General features: G+C 56.6%; 17 protein-coding genes. 7 read left to right on the top strand and 10 right to left on the bottom strand.

Annotation, left to right across the window (positions count from 1 at the left end; genetic code table 11):
* Positions 1–28: 28 nt before the first annotated feature.
* Both ACYVRB_RS03550 and ACYVRB_RS03555 read right to left on the bottom strand, forming a co-directional pair.
* On the bottom strand, positions 29–871 hold the full coding sequence (locus tag ACYVRB_RS03550) for a DegV family protein (RefSeq protein WP_461213588.1): 843 nt from the start codon (positions 869–871) through the stop codon (positions 29–31).
* Positions 872–1,028: 157 nt separating this feature from the next.
* Positions 1,029–1,301 (bottom strand): SemiSWEET family transporter, encoded by a 273-nt coding sequence (locus tag ACYVRB_RS03555; RefSeq protein ID WP_461213589.1) that lies wholly within the window; start codon positions 1,299–1,301, stop codon positions 1,029–1,031.
* Between the two features lie 260 nt (positions 1,302–1,561).
* Here ACYVRB_RS03555 and ACYVRB_RS03560 point away from each other — a divergent pair, with 260 nt between their 5' ends.
* Complete coding sequence (locus ACYVRB_RS03560) at positions 1,562–2,392, top strand: aldo/keto reductase (protein ID WP_461213590.1); 831 nt, start codon at positions 1,562–1,564, stop codon at positions 2,390–2,392.
* Positions 2,393–2,429: 37 nt separating this feature from the next.
* Here the strand turns inward: ACYVRB_RS03560 and ACYVRB_RS03565 are convergent, their stop codons facing one another.
* The 8 genes from ACYVRB_RS03565 to ACYVRB_RS03600 all read right to left on the bottom strand — a co-directional run bounded on the left by ACYVRB_RS03565 (position 2,430) and on the right by ACYVRB_RS03600 (position 13,224).
* Complete coding sequence (locus tag ACYVRB_RS03565) at positions 2,430–3,104, bottom strand: EAL domain-containing protein (RefSeq protein WP_461213591.1); 675 nt, start codon at positions 3,102–3,104, stop codon at positions 2,430–2,432.
* A gap of 605 nt (positions 3,105–3,709) precedes the next feature.
* Positions 3,710–5,500 (bottom strand): ABC transporter ATP-binding protein, encoded by a 1,791-nt coding sequence (locus tag ACYVRB_RS03570; protein ID WP_461213593.1) that lies wholly within the window; start codon positions 5,498–5,500, stop codon positions 3,710–3,712.
* Complete coding sequence (locus ACYVRB_RS03575; protein WP_461213595.1) at positions 5,487–7,208, bottom strand: ABC transporter ATP-binding protein; 1,722 nt, start codon at positions 7,206–7,208, stop codon at positions 5,487–5,489. The genes ACYVRB_RS03570 and ACYVRB_RS03575 overlap by 14 nt, the downstream gene beginning before the upstream one ends.
* Before the next feature lie 1,052 nt (positions 7,209–8,260).
* Positions 8,261–9,349, bottom strand: a complete 1,089-nt coding sequence (locus tag ACYVRB_RS03580) for an NADH-dependent flavin oxidoreductase (protein ID WP_461213597.1) — start codon at positions 9,347–9,349, stop codon at positions 8,261–8,263.
* Between the two features lie 4 nt (positions 9,350–9,353).
* Positions 9,354–10,028, bottom strand: coding sequence for a type 1 glutamine amidotransferase domain-containing protein (locus tag ACYVRB_RS03585; protein WP_461213598.1), 675 nt, complete (start codon positions 10,026–10,028; stop codon positions 9,354–9,356).
* Positions 10,029–10,144: 116 nt separating this feature from the next.
* Positions 10,145–10,762: a type 1 glutamine amidotransferase domain-containing protein gene (locus tag ACYVRB_RS03590; RefSeq protein WP_461213600.1), complete on the bottom strand. Its 618-nt coding sequence runs from the start codon at positions 10,760–10,762 to the stop codon at positions 10,145–10,147.
* A gap of 333 nt (positions 10,763–11,095) precedes the next feature.
* Complete coding sequence (locus tag ACYVRB_RS03595) at positions 11,096–12,244, bottom strand: acyltransferase family protein (RefSeq protein WP_461213602.1); 1,149 nt, start codon at positions 12,242–12,244, stop codon at positions 11,096–11,098.
* A 104-nt stretch (positions 12,245–12,348) separates the two neighbouring features.
* Positions 12,349–13,224 carry a LysR family transcriptional regulator gene (locus ACYVRB_RS03600; protein WP_461213603.1) on the bottom strand — a complete coding sequence of 292 codons (876 nt, stop codon included), beginning with the start codon at positions 13,222–13,224 and terminating at the stop codon, positions 12,349–12,351.
* A gap of 121 nt (positions 13,225–13,345) precedes the next feature.
* On the opposite strand from ACYVRB_RS03600, the gene ACYVRB_RS03605 reads away from it, so the two are divergent.
* The 6 genes from ACYVRB_RS03605 to ACYVRB_RS03630 all read left to right on the top strand — a co-directional run bounded on the left by ACYVRB_RS03605 (position 13,346) and on the right by ACYVRB_RS03630 (position 19,409).
* Positions 13,346–14,260, top strand: a complete 915-nt coding sequence (locus ACYVRB_RS03605) for an ACP S-malonyltransferase (protein WP_461213605.1) — start codon at positions 13,346–13,348, stop codon at positions 14,258–14,260.
* Positions 14,260–15,903: a malonate decarboxylase subunit alpha gene (gene mdcA, locus ACYVRB_RS03610; protein WP_461213607.1), complete on the top strand. Its 1,644-nt coding sequence runs from the start codon at positions 14,260–14,262 to the stop codon at positions 15,901–15,903. The genes ACYVRB_RS03605 and mdcA overlap by 1 nt, the downstream gene beginning before the upstream one ends.
* Before the next feature lie 132 nt (positions 15,904–16,035).
* Positions 16,036–16,335 (top strand): malonate decarboxylase subunit delta, encoded by a 300-nt coding sequence (locus ACYVRB_RS03615; RefSeq protein WP_461213609.1) that lies wholly within the window; start codon positions 16,036–16,038, stop codon positions 16,333–16,335.
* Positions 16,325–18,007: a biotin-independent malonate decarboxylase subunit beta gene (gene mdcD / locus ACYVRB_RS03620; RefSeq protein WP_461213611.1), complete on the top strand. Its 1,683-nt coding sequence runs from the start codon at positions 16,325–16,327 to the stop codon at positions 18,005–18,007. Before ACYVRB_RS03615 ends, mdcD begins: the two co-directional genes overlap by 11 nt.
* The gene (locus ACYVRB_RS03625) at positions 17,995–18,633 is read left to right on the top strand and encodes a malonate decarboxylase holo-ACP synthase (protein WP_461213612.1); all 639 of its coding nucleotides are present in this window, start codon (positions 17,995–17,997) and stop codon (positions 18,631–18,633) included. Before mdcD ends, ACYVRB_RS03625 begins: the two co-directional genes overlap by 13 nt.
* Positions 18,630–19,409, top strand: a complete 780-nt coding sequence (locus tag ACYVRB_RS03630) for an alpha/beta fold hydrolase (RefSeq protein ID WP_461213614.1) — start codon at positions 18,630–18,632, stop codon at positions 19,407–19,409. The genes ACYVRB_RS03625 and ACYVRB_RS03630 overlap by 4 nt, the downstream gene beginning before the upstream one ends.
* Positions 19,410–19,421: the final 12 nt, after the last annotated feature.

Raw genomic sequence — 19,421 nt, forward strand, 5'->3', positions numbered from 1 at the left:
CGCGTTCACCACTGAAAGAAAAGCGCGATCAATGGGTGTAATACATCACGGCAAACGCGCCTTCACCGGTGTGGGTGGCGATCACCGGCGAGGTCGGCCGCACAACGACCGGCAGGTTAGGGATGGCCGCGCGCAGCTTAGTCGCCAGCGTCTGCGGATAGGTGTCGCTGCCGGCAAAGGAAATCCCGACGGCTTCGAGGTGCTCGGTTTGCGTCAGTTGGGCGAGCAGGCCGTCTGTAAAGCGGTGGATGGTTTTTTTACCGCGGCCTTTTTGCAAGACGCTTAACTGCCCGTTGGCGACTTCTAAAATGACCTTGATGTTGAGCAACGACCCCAGCGCGCCGGCTGCGCGGCTGAGCCGGCCGCCTTTGACCAGGTTGTCGAGGTTGTCGACGGCGAGCATCACTTTGGTGCGCGCCCGCACTAAGGCCATCTTTGCCAAGATCTCAGGCATTGCGGCACCGTCGGCGATCATTTTGGCGGCTTCAATGAGCTGGAAGCTCAAAGCGCGATCCAGAAAATCGGAGTCGATGACCGTCACCTGGCCATCAGCCATCTCTGCGGCTTGGTGCGCGGCGTTCACCGTGCCGGAAAGCCCGGCTAGCATGTGGACCGACAAGACCTCGCTGCCATCAGCGGTCAGCGCGTTGTAGGTTTCGAGGAAGCGGCCGATCGGCGGTTGCGAGGTTTTGGGCAGGGTCTTCGCGGCGGCCATCTTGGTCATGAATTCAGTGCGGCTGATGGTTTCGCCGTCGATATAGATGGTGTTGTCGATCATCACGGTTAAGGGGATGACGTGAATGTGGTATTTGGCGATTTCTGCGTCGGTCAATTGCACTGAAGAATCGGTCACGAGTTTGATTGTCGTCATAGGAATATACCTTTCTTCTGGTTTTCAAAACCAGATGTGGAATTCATGAACATTATATCACGGCGCTCAACCTTCGTACAAGGCGACTTGCAGCAGGCCAAAAACACCGGCGCCACCCGATCAAGTTGCAGATCGGGTGGCGCCGGTGTTTGCGAGTTTAGATTGCGGTTAAAAATGCCACCAGCCCGAACACAATGCCAGGGGCGTTGGCGATGAGGATCGGCCAGTCGGTTTTCTTGTGCATCAAAGCATAAGCACACCACAGCGCCGAGTTGATGGCGGCAACCAGCGGCTGCAAGGGATTGCCCTTGGCACCAGCCAGGTTGTTCATGATTTGCGGGACATACGACACATACATGGCAATCGACAACAGCGACCCCAGCCGCCCGATCAAAGCCATGTGCTTGGCGAACTTTACTTCATTTTCCATCACGTACACTCCTTATTTGGAAACTATTGTAGCATTCCGTGAGAGACGTTTTCTGAAAAAATGTTCACGTTAAAAGAACTCGTTCCAGAAATCTGTAGATTTGTTCCATTTTCCGTGAAAATCTTGATATCTCACGCTTTTTGACGCTGAACCAGGGACAAATCGCCATAGTCTGGACCCGCTTTCACAAACGTTGACATCCCCAAGCGGCTAGCTTAAGCTTTGCGTAGTAAGACCAGACGTGAAGGGAGTCTTTGGATATGCAAACGTATCGCTTGAATGACGGCAACCTCGTGCCGCAGCTGGGATTTGGGACTTATAAACTCAACGGTGCCGCCGGTGTCACCGCGATGGTGTCGGCGCTTGATCGCGGCTATCGCATGCTCGACACCGCGTATAATTATGAAAACGAAGGTGCGGTTGGGGAGGCCATCCGCCGGACCAGCGTGCCGCGCAGTGAGCTGACGGTGGTGTCGAAGCTGCCGGGCCGCTATTATCATCGCCAAGACGCGATTGAGCGGCTGCAAGAAAGCTTGTATCGCAGCGGGTTGGATTATTTTGACCTCTACCTGTTGCACTGGCCGAATCCTAAGCGGGATCAATACGTGGAAGCCTGGCAGGCATTGATCGATGCGCAACGCTTCGGGCTGGTGCGCAGCATCGGGGTCTGCAACTTCTTGCCGGAATACTTGGATCGGCTGATCAAAGAAACCGGCGTGACGCCGGCGCTGAATCAAATCGAGTTGCATCCTTACTTCAATCAGGCGGCCCAACGCCAAGCCAACCAAGAACGCGGGATCATCACCGGGGCCTGGAGCCCGCTGGGTCGTGGCACGACGCTTTTGCAAGAGCCGCTGTTGAAACAGATCGCAGACGCGCATCATAAGTCTGTCGGCCAAGTCGTCTTGCGGTGGGATCTGCAGCACGGCAACCTGGCCATTCCCAAGTCGGCTAAGCCTAGCCGCCAAGCGGAGAACTTTGACGTGTTTGACTTCACCCTCAGCGCGGCAGACATGGCGGCCATCGATGGGCTCACCAAGCCAGACGGACGCATCAAGAACCAAGACCCGGCGGTTTATGAAGAATTCTAAGTAGCAAAAAAACCAAGCGTGATCGCGCTTGGTTTTTTTAGTCCTCAGAGGTGCTAAGTGGTACCGGAATCCCGAAGTAGTAGCCTTGAACGATGTCACAAGCCTTGAGTTTACGCAGTTTCGTGATTTCATCGAGCGACTCGATCCCAGCGACAAGGAATTGTTTGTGGCGCGCTTGGGCGTGCTGGTACCAAAATGAGAAGCGCTCGTCGATGTCACAATCGGGCATCAACTGCCGGAGATTTTGTAGGTTAAACTTGTAGCTCGAGACGTAAGGCGATAGCGCCTCGACGAATCCCGGCAAGTTGTCACCCAGCCCGATATCATCGATACACAAATCGATACCGGCCTCAAAATACCGGCGGGCGGTGGCAATGATCTCTTGGTTTTTCACGGTCGTATCGTTGCGTTCCGTCAGCTCGACGGTCAAGCGAGCGGTCGTGTCTGCTTGGACATGCAAGATCATTTCGAGAAAGCGCGGATCAACGAAGTGGCGACGCTCTAAGTTAAGTGAAATATGCGCTGGCATTGTTGGCAGGCTTGAGATCGCTTCTCTGAGCAAGCGCTCGAATGGTGCCGGCGGCAAAGCCGTCAAATCGGTCGGTAGTAGCCAATGGTTACCGACACGTTGTCTGATCAGCAGTTCATAACCGACAACGTCAGAAGCCAGCTTCCCAGAATACTGGGGCTGACCGAAGAAGGTAAGCGTCATGATATTTAGTTCCCCCATATCAGCGGTTAAAACCACTAATATTCCGACAATAACACGCGTTGCGTTCTAGCGTCAACATGAATCGATCCTTATTTTTGCAAAAATAAATCGTGACAAAATCCAAGCGTGGCAAGGGTTATCAGCTGTGAATTGGACCGTGTTACTTTTAGTGGTGGCTAGAGGGTGAGGATAATTTCAGAAAGCAGGTTGAACCTTGTTGATGTGGCGGGAACAAACGACATAACAGATTCCACTTGTGCGTAGTTGCCATCATAAAATCGTAAGAATATTCCGTTATTTAAATACGCTGTCGCTTTTCGTTCAACGTTGATGATTGGTAGCATGATGGCACGACAAAGTCACGGGACGAAATCGGACCACGACTTTGCTATTTCAGGCCAGCTCAAATAAGCTGTTTGCAATGAGTGGTTATTTAAGTGGCCGGTGGCGGCAAGCACTCAAAGAAGCCGATCGATCTGGTCAGTCTCGACCCTAACCTGGTCTGTTAGCGACGGTCGCGATTGCGGCTAAGTCATCTCGGTCACGCACCCAAGCTGGCTGATAAATTCTCAGTAAACTTCTTCAGAGATTTTACGAGGTAGTGCTCAGGCGTTGAGATCAAATTGGCTGTTGTACAGCTTCGCATACAGGCCGTTTTGGGCCAATAAGCTGGCGTGGGTGCCACGTTCGACGACTTGTCCGTCGTTGATGACTAAAATCAAGTCTGCAGCCTGGATGGTGGCGAGCCGATGGGCGATGACGAAGCTGGTTTTCCCTTGCATGAGCCGGCTCATCGCTTCTTGCACGTGTTGTTCCGTGTTGGAGTCGATCGCTGCGGTGGCTTCGTCAAGCACCAGGATCGGGGCCTGGGTGATGAAGGCCCGCGCGATGCTGAGCAATTGGCGCTGGCCTTGCGACAGGGTGTTGGCGTTTTCGACTAGTTGCGTGTTGTAACCGTCTGGCAGTTGGGTGATGAAGGTGTCTGCATTGGCGGCCTTGGCGGCGGCGATAACGTCAGCATCAGATGCTTCCGGGCGGCCGAGACGGATGTTTTCTTTGATCGACAGGCTAAAAAGATACGATTCCTGTTGGACGACCGTGATCAGCCGCCGCAACGCCGCGCGTTTGATAGAAGTGACATCGACGCCGTCCAGCAGCACGCGCCCGGATTCCAGCGGGTAAAGGTTGGTCAACAGGTTCATGATCGTCGTCTTGCCGGCACCGGTCGGTCCGACCAAGGCGACGACTTCGCCGGGATGGGCAACCAGGTTGATGTCGTGTAAGATCGGGCGGCTTGCGTCATAGGCGAAACTGACGTGATCGAACTGCACGAGTCCGCGAGTCGACGTGACAGCGACCGCAGTAGCGGCGTCTTGTTCCGGCGTTTCGTCGATCAAAGCGAAGACCCGCTGAGCAGAAACCAGCGACAGCTGCAGTGTGTTGATCAAATCCAGCAAGTTGTTGATCGGGCCGGTGAAGTTGCGCAGGTAGATCAAGAACGTGAAAATCACGCCGACCGTGATGCCGCCGTGGTGGCTGAGGATCGACACGGCACCGACTGCCGTGATCAACAGGTACGCGACGTTGTTGGTCATGTTGTTGAAGGGACCGATGATGCTTGATAACGCCTGGGCGCGGAAGGCCGCTTGGGTGTAGTCGCGGTTGGTCGCGTCAAAGGTCGCCATGGTAGCGTCGTGATGATCGAACAGCTGAACGACCTGCTTGCCGGAAACCGATTCTTCGATCTGGGTGTTGAGGCTACCCAGCGCGGTTTGCTGGGTCATGAAGGCCTTTTGTGTCAGCTTGGCAATGCCGCGGGAGAACAAATAGGTGGCGACCGTCGCCAGCAAGGTGATGGCAAACAGGATCGGGGACAGCCACAGCATTGCCGCGCCCATGCCGATGATGCTGATGATACCGGTAAACAGCTGCACGAAGGTCTGCATCAACGCGGTGTTGATGTTGTCGACGTCGTTGGTCAGCCGACTCATGACGTCGCCGTTGTCGTGGGTGTCAAAATAGCGCATTGGCAGCCGCTGCAAGTTGGCGAAAACGTCGTGGCGGATCGCCGCGGAAGTGGTTTGGGCCACGGCGATCATGATCGCGTTTTGAAAATAGATGCACACGCTGGCGATCAGGTACACGACGGCCATGGCAACACACACGACGATCAAGGTGTGAAGCAGGTCGTGGCCGATGTAGCGGTCGATCACGATCCCGTTGATTCGCGTGCCGACGATCGTGACGACCGTGGTGACCAGCGTCAACAAGAACACGATCACCAGCCGCATGCGGATGGCCGCCAGGTAGTGCCACAGGCGCTTGACGGTGGTTTGCCAGTCGCCCACGGCCACTTTTTCCCGGTGAATGTTGCGGTGTGGTCTATTCAGTTGCATAACGGCCACCTCCAAGCTGTGCGGTCACGAGTTGTTTGTAAAATGGCGAGTTGGCCAGCAGCTGATCGTGGGTGCCGGTGGCAGTGATCTGGCCGGCCTGCAAGACGATGATCTGATCGCAAGCCATCACGTTAGACACGCGCTGGGAGATGATCAAGGTCGTCTGGTGCTGGCGGGCTTTGGCCAAGCGGTTGCGGATCTCGGCGTTGGTCTCTTGGTCGACGGCGCTGGTGGCGTCGTCGAGCACGACGATATCCGCGTCAGGCACGAACGCCCGCGCGAGATTCAACCGCTGGCGTTGGCCGCCGGAGAAGTTTTTGCCGCGCTGTTCGACAGGGGCATCAAAGCCTGCCGCCAGTGGGGTAATGAACTCGCTGGCCGCCGCGATGTCGCTGGCTTTTTGCAACGCCGCGACTGGCGCTTGCGGGGCGCCGTAGCGCAGGTTGCTGGCGATGGTGCCGGAAAACAGCACGGCGTCTTGGAACGCGACGGCGATATGATCGTGCACGGTGTTCAAAGATAACTTCTGGATGTCGACGCCGCCAATGCGGATGGTTCCGGAATAGCCGTCATAGGTGCGCGTGAGCAGGTTGATCAAAGCACTTTTGCCTGCACCTGTGGGGCCGACGATACCCAGCGTGGTGCCGGCAGGGACGGTGAAGCTGATATGGGTGAGGATCGGGAGGCTCTCGTCGAAACCGAAGCTGACGTCTTCAAAAACCACACTGGCGTCTTGCGGCGCCGCGGCGGTTGCGGCCGGCTCCGGTGCCGCTTCGTCGAGCACGGCCTGGACCCGCGTGGCGCTGGTGATCGCACGGGAAAAGGCCGTGATGATATTGACGGTTTGGATCATCGCGGTCGTGATCTGGATCATGTAATTAACGAAGGCGATGATCTGGCCGTTGGAGATGCTGCCGGCGATGGCGAGGTCGCCACCGTAACCCAAGGCGATAACGACGCCGAGGTTCAACAGAAACTGGATGACCGGCGCCAGCATGACCGTCGCCATCGCGGCGTCTTGGCTGGTGGTTTGTAGGTGTTGGTTATCGCCGTTGAACTGGGTCAGCTGGTGGTCTTCCAAGACGTAAGACTTGATCGTTTTAGCGCCTTGAAGGTTCTCACGCATGCTGCGGTTAACACGATCGACCGCCTGTTGCATGGTGGTGTATTTGGGGATCGATCGGCGCACGACGACCAGCAGGAAAACCACCAGGATCGGCATGATGACAAATAAAATTGGCGCGAGATTCGGACAGATAATGACAGACATGACGACCCCACCGATCAACAAGAGCGGCGAGCGCACCATGCCACGCGTCACCATCATCACCAGGTTTTGCATCTGAGTGACGTCGTTAGTGATCCGGGTGATCAAGGTCGCCGGCGGCAGACCTTCAGGATCGCGCGACAGCAAGGCAATGTCGAGCATCTCACTACGCAGGGATTCGCCCATTTTAAGTGAGGCAAAACTGCCCAGCGCCCCACAACTGGCCCCGCAAGCCAGACCCAACAGCGCAAACATCAGCATCAACGCCGCGTGCGTCAAGACGTAACGGCCGTCGCCTTTTGCCAGTCCGACATCGATGATCTGCGACATCAAGGTCGGCTGTTGCAGGTCACACAAGACTTCGCCAAGCATGATGCAAGGCGCCAGGAAAAACGCGATGCGGGCTTTGTGGTGCGTATGTTGCATGATAATTGAAAACATGAAATGACCTCCCAACGACCTCAGGTTATCGATCATGATACTCATAGTATCAATTGCATTTTGATCAGATGCAACAAAAAAAGCGTCACGAATTTAGGCCTAGTAAGGACTAAGGATCCGTGACGCTTATAGATAAATTAATGTTAGCGCAAGTTTTTTGATGGCGCAAGTTTTACGCTTGCTTCGGCGAGCTACGCAAAGCAACGCTGGGCTGTTTAAGTCATGTCGGTCATGGCACGGCTTTGCCGCACCAAGCCCAACCTGTCTTAAACTCCCAGCTAAGCCCGCTTTGCTTCGCTCTGGTTTCTTCGTCGAGCTACGTGGCGCAACGCGGGTGCGGCTAGCTACGCCATCATGTTCGGGGCAAAGTACGCCCCAATCATGATGGCTAGGCTACCCGACCCGCTAAAAGCGCGCCACTTCGCTCTGGTTTCGTCGAGCTACGCAAGCCAACGGCATCGCGCATAAGTCGTCTCGGTCACGCACCGGCGCTGCCGGCACGCACCCAAGCCGCCTTATGCACATGCCTAAAATCAGCTTGCTTCGCTCTGGTTTCTTCGTCGAGCTGCGCAAGCCAACGGCATCGTGCATAAGTCGTCTCGGTCACGCACCGGCGCTGCCGGCACGCACCCAAGCCGCCTTATGCACATGCCTAAAATCAGCTTGCTTCGCTCTGGTTTCTTCGTCGAGCTACGCAAGCCAACGGCATCGCGCATAAGTCGTCTCGGTCACGCACCGGCGTTGCCGGCACGCACCCAAGCCGCCTTATGCACATGCCTAAAATCGGCTTGCTTCGCTCTGGTTTCTTCGGCGAGCTGCGCAAAGCAACGCTGGGCTGTTTAAGTCATGTCGGTCATGGCACGGCTTTGCCGCACCAAGCCCAACCTGTCTTAAACTCCCAGCTAAGCCCGCTTTGCTTCGCTCTGGTTTCGTCGAGCTACGTGGCGCAACGCGGGTGCGGCTAGCTACGCCATCATGTTCGGGGCAAAGTACGCCCCAATCATGATGGCTAGGCTACCCGACCCGCTAAAAGCGCGCCACTTCGCTCTGGTTTAGTATCTCGCCGCTAAAAAGTTATGCAACGGCGTATTCAACGGCGTGAAGTCGACGGCTTTGGCGAAGGGGACGGATAAGAAGGCGTCGTCTGCACCTTGCAACAATTTGGTTGCCCAGGTGGGGTCGAAGAGGAGTTGTTGGCCGACGGCGACGACTTCAGCGTCTTCGAGCACCGCTTCGACGTCTTTGCGGGTGCGGACACCGCCGACGCCGATCAGCGGGAGCTTGTTTTGCAACGCGTCGTGTACGTAAGCCAGCATCGGCTTGGCGTTATGTTTAGGATCGCGGGCAACGCGGTCGTATGCGTTCAAGGAGAGGTGTAAGTAGTCGAGCCGTGAGTCGCGGAGTTGTGCCAGCAACCATAAGGTGTCGTCGAACCGGATTCCAGGGGTTTCGAACTCCTCTGGGGAAACGCGATAGCCGACGACAAATGGATGATCTGCGTAAGTGTCGACGGCGGCAAAAACGCTTTGCAACAATTCTGCGATGAACCGGTAGCGGTTTTCGCGGCTGCCACCGTAGTCGTCGGTGCGGCGGTTGGAATGCGGAGAGAAGAACTGCTGGATCAAGTAGGTGTTGGCGCCGTGGAGTTCGACCCCGTCAAACCCGGCTTCGATCGCGCGGCGGGTGGCGTCGCCGAAGGCCTTGATCGTCTCGTGGATTTCATCAACCGTCATTTCGCGTGGTGTCTCGGCGCCGGGACGCTCAGCAGCCACCGCCGAAGCGGAAACTGGTTGCACGCCGCCCAGCGTTGCACTGTTGGTCATGCGCCCGGCGTGAAAAATCTGGACGAAGGCCTTGGCACCTTGAGCCTGAATGCTCGTGGCCAAGGCGTGCAGCTCTGGTAACATCTGGTCGTTGGCGATCGATAACTCGCCGGGCCAGCCTTTGCCGCTGTCTTGCACGTTGGCGGCGCCGGTGATGATGGCGCCGAGGCCGCGAGCCCGATCGGCATAATACTTGATCTCATCGCGGGTGACGGTGCCGTTATAGAAGCTTTGCTGCGTCGTCATTGGTGACATGACCAACCGGTTGGCGATAGTGACGCCGGATTTGAATGTGAGTGATTGATTGAAGTTTGCCAAAATTTTATGCCCCCTGGAGTAAACGAACGGCCTCAACACCGACTTGATGTGCGGATTGCGGATTCTGGCCGGTGATCAAGCGCTTGTCGATGATGACGTGTTCTGTGTAAGCCTTCGCTTCGCTGAAGTCTGCGCCGGCCTTTTTCAACGCGTCTTCAGTCAAAAACGGCACCGCGTCGGTCAGCTGATTGAGACGTTCTTCTTCGTTGGTGAAGCCGGTGAGGTGCTTGTCCTTGATGAAGTCGCTCATCGTCAGCAAGCCGACGACGCCGTGGCAAACGGCAGAGACGATGCCGCCTTGTTGATAGATCGTCAAGGCAAGCGTGCCCAAGGCCGCGTTGTGCGGGAAGTCCCACATCACGCCGTGGCCGCCGGCAAAATAAATCAGATCATAGGCGGCAGGGTCGACTTGGTTGGGCGCCAGGGAGTTGGCGAGGTATTTTTGCCGGTAGCTGCTGTCGCCATAATACGACCAGTTCAGCGCATCCATTTGCCCTTCAGCTAACGATCCTGGATCCAGCGGGACGAAGCCGCCGGCGGGGGAAACGTAATCGACGGCGATGCCGTTTTGGCTCATGACGTCGTGAAAATGGGTGGCTTCAGACAACCACAGGCCGGTTGCCCGGTTGCGGCCATCGAAGCGGGCGTGGTTGGTGACCACGATCAAAGCTCTAGACATAAATTGCCTCCTTATATTTTGTAAGTTGTATCCAGTATAAGCCATGAAGAATGGATGTTCAATGTTGCCAAAAGACTGTCGCTAATCAAAAAAACTCGACCGTGATGGCCGAGTGTTCAGACGTCTTGTAGAAGCTTGACGGCTTCGATGCCGATTTGGTGCGCGGATTGCGCGTCTTGGCCGGTGATCAAGCGACCTGATACGACGACTTGCTCATCTGGAACAAATTGTGCCCCGGCGCCTTTGAGGGGTTCTTCTTCATAGAGGTCACCAGTCAAGCGCTTGCCTTGGACATAATCGCCCATCGCCAGGAGCCCGACGATGCCTTGGCCGACCGCCGCGACGATGCCGCCTTGCTGGGCGATGGCATTGGCGATATTGCCCAGACTTTGGTTGTTGGGGAAATCCCACATCGCGCCATGGCCGCCGGCAAAATAGATCAGATCATAAACGGTGGGATCGACTTGAATCGGGGTAAACGACTTGGCCAGATATTTTTGCCGGTAGCTGGCGTCGCCGTAATACTGCCAGCTGAGGGCATCAAGCTGGGCTTCCGCCAGCGACGCCGGATCCAGCGGCACGAACCCGCCTTCTGGGGAAACGTAATCGACCGTGACGCCGTTTTGATTCATCACATCGTGAAAATGGGCGACTTCTGAAAACCAGACGCCGGTCGCGCGGTCGGTGCCGTCAAAATGGGCGTGGTTGGTGACGACGATCAAAGCTCGTGACATAAACGCTCCTCCTTATGGTTGCAAACTACCATCAGTATAAGGCACAAGGCATTGATGTCAACGCAGACCCAGGCAAGCTTAACCAAAATTCACAATGAAAAAAGGCTTCTCGTCTCTGAGAAACCTTACGGAAAACTGGCGTTGATCCGCGCTAATCCAACAGTTGCGTCAGGCGGGCTCGAAAAATCGGGGTCCAGAGCTTGAGGTAGCCTAGTTGCGTCGGCCGAGCGGTTGGTGGTATGCCGCCAATAAGGCCGTAGCAGCGGCAAGTGGCACGATTTTGCTTGTTTTCATCAGTTGACCTCCGAATGCCCGTTAGGATCCGTCAGCCCATCACTCAGCCAAATCATCATTTGTGGTCGGATCGACGGCTTTCATTTTAGAATTGAAAATCATTGGTTTGACACGGACCCACACGGCGTGCAGGCCGAATGCGGAAGCAAACGACAGGCTCCAAGTCAGCACGTAGACGACCAGGATCCCGGCCCAGGGGTTGCTGGTCGCAAGGCTTTTGCCGAATGCCAGCCACAGGCACTGGGACCAAAACACATTGGAGAGATATGCTTTGTAAGCAAAATCGGCAAACTTGTGGACGAACTTGGTGAACGGGCGCTGGGCCTTGACCTGATACAGACACAACGCTGAGAACAAGCCGATCGCCGCGAGATCATAAAGGGTCATCGAAGGCTTGTAATACGGCGCGTTGCCGAGTTGCACCGGGAAGCCGTAGCTGAACAATTCGTGGTTGGTCCACCAGAAAGTCGCGACGAAAACGATAGCGATCGCCGGCCACCAAGTCATGATGGCGCGGTTAAAGCGGTCGCGGTATTGCCAAGCGAGCATGCCAAAGATCCCATAGATAAAGAAGCTGATGAACAGCCGGTCAAACAGGTACCAGTCGCTTGCATGCGGCCCGTTGAACACCTGGGTGTCATAAAACCATAGCCATAGTGCTGCGATGACGATCGCGCCGCCGGCCGTCACCAACCCACGCTTGGCGTTGTGCCCACACCAGCGTCCGATCGCCCAAAACAACGGCATCAAGATGATGAATTGCAACATCATGGTGTTGTACCACAGGTGTGGCGCGGCGTTCCCGTTGACAAAGTGCCACAAAAAAGAGCCCAGGTCGTGATACTGATTGACCTGTTGCATCTGCGGCATCACGAGTAAATAGATGAGCGTCCACCAGATGGTCGGGACGAAAAGCGCGTGCCACATGTTTTTCAAGTAGTGGCCATAGGTCAGTTCGCGGTTGGCGATCGTTGTCCGCGTCGTCGTGTAAAGAATGCCAAAAATAAAGGCCGGCGCGGTGTACTTGACGAGATCGTATAGGATCCCGATCCCAGTTTGCGCGCCGATGCTGGGGCCGGCCGCCAAGGCGTAACTCATGATCGGTTGCGACATGACGGCAGTACATGCGCCCAGTTTTAAGTAGTCGCCGATATCAGCGGCTGGTTCGAGCGGTTTGGTATCACTCATTAGGTTATCCCACCTTGTTTCGGATTTGTGAGAGGCGATCGGTGGGAGTCGTCGACGTCAGTGTAACGAGTTAAACGCGTGTTTGCAAGCAAAACTTGTCGGCGTCAGATCGTCAATGCGCGTGTCCGGGCGTCAACAAACAAGGCCACCAAGGCGTTAGCGACCTTGCGCGTGCGCACGTCTTCTTTGGCCTGGCCCTCGGTCAGGTAGATGGTGCGAAACGGTGGGTCAGGGGTGATTCGCGCGAGGTGAAGTTGTTTGCCTGTTGCCGCCCAAGTGACTGAGGGAATAAAGCCGATCCCGATGCCGGCGGCCAGCATGGCACGGATGCTGTCGGGGTCGTCGGATTCGTATTGGTAATTCAGATCGATCCCGCGAGTCTCAAAGTATTGATCCAAGGTGTTTCGCAGCGGGGTGTGGTAGCCCAGCGAGACGATCGGTTGGCCGGCAAGCTCGGCCGGATCGATAAAAGGATGTGCCGTCAGCTTAGGGTCGGCGCTGCCGAGCAGGATCTCTTCATTGAGAAGTGGCACAGACCGCCTGTCGGGCCGCGGGATCCGGGTAGAGATGGTGAAATAAAATTCCCGGGTCTCGTTGACCGCGGTGATGCGCTGGGTCAACTGGATCGACGCGCTCGGGTAGATCTCATTGATCGTGCGGATAATGTCGGGGATCAAAGCTGACGCCACTTCGACCAGCAGGCGGATCGGGCGCTTGGTGGTCGTCGGTTTGGTGATGGCTTCGACGCCTTCTTCGATCTGGTCGAGACCAGATTCGACGTAATTCAAAAACAACCGCCCGCCATCGTTGATCTGGATCCCGCGGCCGACGCGATCAAACAGCGGCACATCGAGCTCTTTTTCCAATTCTTGGATCATTTTGGTCATGGCCGGCTGGCTGATGTGGGCCTGGCGTGCGCCTTGGGTGATACTCCCGGTTTGCGCGGTATAGACGAAGCCTTGAAGCTGTGCAAGATTCATGAGCGCCTCCGATTAATAACTAACGGTTATACCTATAAGATAAACTCATTATACACCGTTATCACTTTGGCTTACAGTAACCTTGTGAGAGCGATCGGATCATCAAGAGAGAAGGTCAATCATGAATTCATTATGGATTTTCCCCGGTCAAGGGGGGCAAAGTGCCGGCATGCTCAAACCGGTCGATGCCGCGTTACGTCAGCATGTGGAGAACTTGCTGGACCTCAAGCTTTTGGATAGCGATGAGGGCTACCGAGATTCAGTCCAGCTCCAGGTCAGCATTGCCCTTCAACAGGTGGCGCAGGTCAACGCGATGCAAGCGGCAGGCCGCAAGCCACACCTAGTTGCCGGGCACAGTCTCGGGGTATTTGCGGCGGCGTATGCGATCGGCAGTTTGCAACAAGACGACTTGTTCCGCGTGGTCAAGCGGCGTGCAGAGCTGATGCAAGGGGCCTATCCCGATGGTTACGGCATGGGCGTCATCGTTGGCTTGACCCGTGCAGAAGTCGAAGCGCTGGTGGCACAAGTCAACGATCCGGTACACCCGGTGTTCGCGTCGAACCAAAACGCTGAAGATCAAACGGCCTTGTCCGGTGAACTGGTTGCGATCGATCGGGTCGTGGCCTTGGCCAAGCAGGCCGGTGCGGTCCTTGCCCGCCGGCTGAAAGTGCCGGTGCCGTCACACTCGCCGTTGATGGCGGAAGTTGGCACCCACTTAGCCGCTACGTTGGCCGATGTCACGCTGGCCAAGCCAAACGGCATCTACCTGACGAACTACTCAGGCCGGGCCGTGCGGCAGGTGCCACCGGTGCGAGAAGACCTCGGCAATAACCTGGTCCATCCGGTGTATTTTGAGGCGATGATGAGCGTCGCTTGCGATTACGCCCCGGACAGTATCGTGAACTTTTCACCCGGGCGGCCGTTCCGTAAGGTCTTAGGCCAGAAGTTCGGCGACCTGCACCAAATCAATTTGTATCAAATGAGCGTATCAGACGCCGTATTTTTGTTGAATAAATGGGAAAGAGGTACTTATTAATGAGCGAAGAACGTGATTGGACAACGCATCGCCAAGCCAAGGCGGCAAAGCTCTCAGCTGTGACCAACAAGCTGTCCGGCAAGTTTGCCAAAACAAACGATGCCAAGATCATCCTGGAAGGCTTGATCGCTTCCGGCGACAAGGTCGTGCTGGAAGGGGATAACCAGAAGCAGGCGTCATTCTTGTCAAAGGCGCTGGCGTCTGTGGACCCAGAAAAAGTCCACGATTTGCACATGATCATGAGCAGCATTTCGCGGCCGGAACACCTGGATATTTTTGAAGACGGGATCGCCTCGAAGATGGACTTCTCCTTCGCCGGCCCGCAAAGCACGCGGGTATCACAGATGATCGCAGACGGCACCTTGCAGGTTGGGGACATTCATACCTATCTGGAACTGTACGCCCGCTTGTTTGTCGACTTGATTCCCAACGTGGTCCTGGTGGCGGCGGACAAAGTCGATAAAGACGGTAACTTGTACACCGGCTACAACACAGAAGAAACCCCGGTCATCGTCGAAGCCGCAGCCTTCCACGACGGTATCGTCATCGTGCAGGCTAACGAAGTCGTCGACAAGCTGCCGCGGGTCGATATTCCGGCCGACTGGATCGATGTCATCATTCCAGCCGACGAACCTTACCAGCTCGAACCGCTGTTTACACGCGACCCCCAGAACATCACCGAGTTACAGATCCTGATGGGGATGATGGCGATTCGTGGGATCTATGAAAAACACAACGTTCAGTCCGTCAACCACGGGGTCGGTTTCAACACCGCCGCCATCGAATTGTTGTTGCCGACTTACGGCCAACAGCTGGGGCTGAAAGGCAAGATCGTGCCAAACTGGGAAGTGAACCCCACCCCAACCCTGATCCCGGCGATCGAATCCGGCTGGGTCCAGTCGATCCATTCATTCGGTGGCGAAGTCGGCATGGAACAATACATCGCTGCGCGGCCTGACGTGTTCTTCGTCGGCAAAGACGGCACCATGCGCTCTAACCGGGCGTTCGGTCAGGTTGCCGGCCAATACGCGCTGGACATGTTTGTCGGTTCCACGCTCCAGATCGATCAGTATGGCAACTCCTCGACCGTCACTAACGGTCGGCTGTCCGGTTTCGGTGGTGCGCCTAACATGGGCTCTAACCCAAGCGGCCGGCGTCATTCCACGCCAGCATGGCAGAGCCTGCGCGCTGATGACGATCCGTTGGGCAAAGGCCAAAAACTGGTCGTGCAGATGGTTGAAACTTTTGGGTCGAACAAGCGCCCAGTCTTCGTCGATTCCCTTGATGCGGTGGAAGTGCGCAAAGAAGCCAAGTTGCAAAACGTGCCGATCATGATCTATTCCGAAGACACGACCCACATCGTCACCGAAGAAGGGATCGCTTATCTGTACAAAACCGATTCCATGGCCGAACGCCAAGCCGCAATCGAAGCCATCGCCGGGGTCACCCCAGTGGGCTTGCGGTCGAATCCGGCCGTGGTCAAGGACCTGCGCGAGCGCGGCATCGTGGCCTTCCCCGAAGACCTCGGCGTCAATCGCAACCAGGCGACCCGGTCGTTGCTTGCGGCCCGAAACATGGAAGACCTGGTCAATTGGTCTAAGGGCTTGTACAACCCACCGGCAAAGTTCAGAAGCTGGAGCTAAGGCGGCGTAGCAGTCTATCTTGGTTGCGTGACGAGCTCACCGGCAAAACCCGCCGGCAATGCGTTAGGCTAGGCTAGCTGTCCTCCTAAAAGCGCGAGCTCTCCACAGCCTTATCATGAAAGGAGTCCCATCATGGAACAATTACATTTCAACTATCAAGCGACCCAACCGATCGCCCATCCCGTTCATATCGGGGTCGTCGCTTCCGGTGACCTCGAAGTCATCATGAAGCCGACCGATCACAAGGAATCAGAACTAAACATCGTGACCGGTAGCGACGGCTTCAAAGTCGTCTGGCAAAACGTCTTGAACCGTTTCTTCGACCGGTACCCGTTACTGGCAGAATTTCAAATCAACGATTTTGGCGCTACCCCAGGCGTCGTCAACCTGCGGCTCACCCAAGCAATGGAGGCGTTGAAAAATGAGCAATAGTTTTGTTGAATTACACGCACGCCAGCGCGCAGAAGCCTTACTCGATGCCGGCAGCACCCGGGAGTTGATCGGGCCGCTCGATAACATGATTTCACCACACTTGGCCCCGCAAAACATCGTGCCCGAAGCCGATGACGGCATCGTCGTCATGAAAGGCAAGCTGAGCGGGAAAGCCACCGTCATCATCGCCATCGAAGGCGCGTTTCAAGGCGGCGGGATCGGGGAAGTTTCCGGAGCCAAAATCGTTTCCGCACTGGAACACGTGTTGGCAGATAACGAAGCCGGCAAGACCGTGTATCCGATCATCATCTTGGATACCGGCGGCGTCCGCCTGCAGGAAGCCAACTATGGCCTGTTGTCGATCTCTGAGATCCACAACATGGTCATTGCCTTGAAGCAATACGTGCCGGTCATCGGCCTGGTACCTGGTCGGGTCGGTTCGTTTGGCGGTATGTCCATCACCAACGCGCTGTTGTCTTATGTGATCGGGACCGACAAGGCGCGTATCGGCCTGAACGGGCCCGAGGTTATCGAGCAAGAAGCCGGGGTCAAGGAATGGGATGCTTCCGACAAGAACCTGATCTGGAACACGCTGGGCACCAAGCAGCGCCAAGCCACCGGCATCATCGATGAAGTCGTTGACGACGATGTTGAGGCTTTCCGCACGGCCATCACCGCTGCGCTCGATGAGAAAAAAGATTCCCATCGCGATCAGCGCGGCGATTTCTATCTGACCTTGCTGGATCAGCTCGATCCCAGCCAGCCGCTTGATATTGCCGGCTACGACAAGCTGTTTACGCAGGTCGTTGCCAAGCCTCATCATTTGGCGCCTGCAGTCAGCGGCACCAAGCCAGGCACCAAGTCCCGCGGGCGCAACTGGTTTGAATTGTTGACGGGTATCACCAACGCGCAAAGTGACGTGCCCACCGTGTTGCACGCGCAAGCCGACGGGTGTGAGTACGTGGCGATCGTGCCAGACGAAAATAATCGGTTTCCTCGGGTCCGCCACGGGGAAGTCGGCCTGCAAGAAGGCTACACGGTTGCCGGCGTGGTCAACGACCTGATTGCCGCCGACCACAACAAGCCGGCAGACGCGAAGACCCCAATCGTCATCGTGGTCGACGTGCCGAGCCAGGCATACGGCTACCAAGAAGAACTGATCGGGATCCACATGGCGCTGGCTTCTGCCGCAAGTGCTTATGCGCGTGCGCGCCAGGCCGGGCACAAGGTGGTGGCCTTCATTCCAGGCGACGCCGTTTCCGGTGGCTTCTTGGCCCAGGGCCTGCAGTCCAACCGGCTGGTCGCCCTCGACGATCTCGCCATCACGATCCAAGCGATGAGCAAGGCGTCCAGCGCCCGAATCACGCAGCGGACGATCGCTGAGTTGGAAGAAGCGACCAAGCACGTGCCTGCGATGGCCTACGACATCGAAAACTACCAGAAGTTGGGCGCTTTGTACAACCTGATTCAAGGCGTCAAAGGCGAAGACCATGATGCCAAAGCGGTGGCAACGGTCAAGGCAGCCCTTGATGACGCGTTTGCCAGCCTCGTTGATGCCCCGGCTGACCTGTCTTTCCGTTACACCAACGAAATCGCAGTCAATGGCAAAGACGGCGGGCGCAAGGCAACTAACAAGGTCCGCGCCTTGATGGCTCAGCAATGGCAGGCTTAGCCCCACACACGCTCGTTTTGCTCACAAGCCCTGCCGTACTCACAGCAGAGGCGCCGCTTCCAGAGTGGGCGTCTGCCATGTTAACCCAATCGCCGTACGCGATCGTACGCCGTGGCCCCCAGGTCGACCGGATCCCGGTCGGCCTTCGTGGCTATCAGAAGAATCAGCGGTTTGCGGCGTTTGCAATGCCGAGCCAGATCAAAGCGGCCGTGACCCCGCAAGCGGCGTTGCGGCTGCTCCCTGGATTGGACCCGCAACGCGCCCAGTTGCCGGCGTTTCAAAAGCTTAAAACCTTGCAGCCGCTGTTGCAAGGGTTTGACTGGGGTGTCGGCGGCAGCCTGCAGTTTGAACTCGTGACCGGGCTGAAAATGGCACGCGCAACCTCGGATATCGATGTCATCATGACGCGGCCACGCCAACCGTTGACTGTCGCCGCCGCGCAGACGCTGGTCCAACAATTGCAGACCATCGCCGGCGCGCACGCGGACATCCAAGTCGTTCACGGTCAAGACGGGTTTTCACTCGAAGAATACGCCCAACACCGCGACGACCAGATCATGATGAAAACCGCCAGCGGCCCGCAGCTGACCACAGACCCATGGCACTTCCAAGGTGACAGCCAATGAAGCTCACCGTTTCGGGTGCCGAACTGGCCGTCGACGTGGCGGGGGCAGGGCGCCCGCTCGTTTTTCTCAACGGCTTTGGCAGCTACAAGGCCATCTGGACGGCGCAGGTGGCGGCAATTTCTCGCCGCGCACAAACCGTCTGCTTCGATTACCGTGGCCAAGGCGAATCTACCGGGGCCGTCGCCACGAGTCTGGCGCAGCTGGCCGACGACGTGGATCAAATTATCGTTCAGCTCGGACTCAAACGGCCGTTGCTGGTCGGGCACTCGATGGGAGCCGGCGTGTTGTGGGCGTTGCGGCAACGGCATCCGGAAGTCGACGTTAGCGGCTTGATGGTCGTGGACCAGTCGCCCAAGATGCTCAACGACGCTGAGTGGGCATACGGCTTCCAAGGCCTGACGGCGCAAACGGCCGATGCGCAGCTGCACCAGCCACGCCCAGGCCACGAAACCCTGCACGGCATGGCGCCTGCGGTAATGACAGCATTCATTCGCGCAGAAAGCCGCCACCCGTTCGCTAGAAAAAGCGGCTCTAGGCTCTTGTTAGACCACTTCCAGGCCGATTGGCGTGCGGTCGCTTGTCGCGAGCCCGCGCCTGTGCTGTTTGTCACCGCGACTCAGACGCCGTATTTTACCAACGGCTATGGCCGGTGGCTAGCCCGCCGCAATCCGCAGATCCGCGAAGTCATGATCCCCAACTGTGGGCATGACATCATGGCGGAAGTCCCAGAAGCGTTTAACCAGACGCTGCGGCATTTCATGCTGCAAAACAAGTGAAAGGAAATCAAT

Source organism: Lacticaseibacillus boliensis (genome assembly GCF_054784775.1).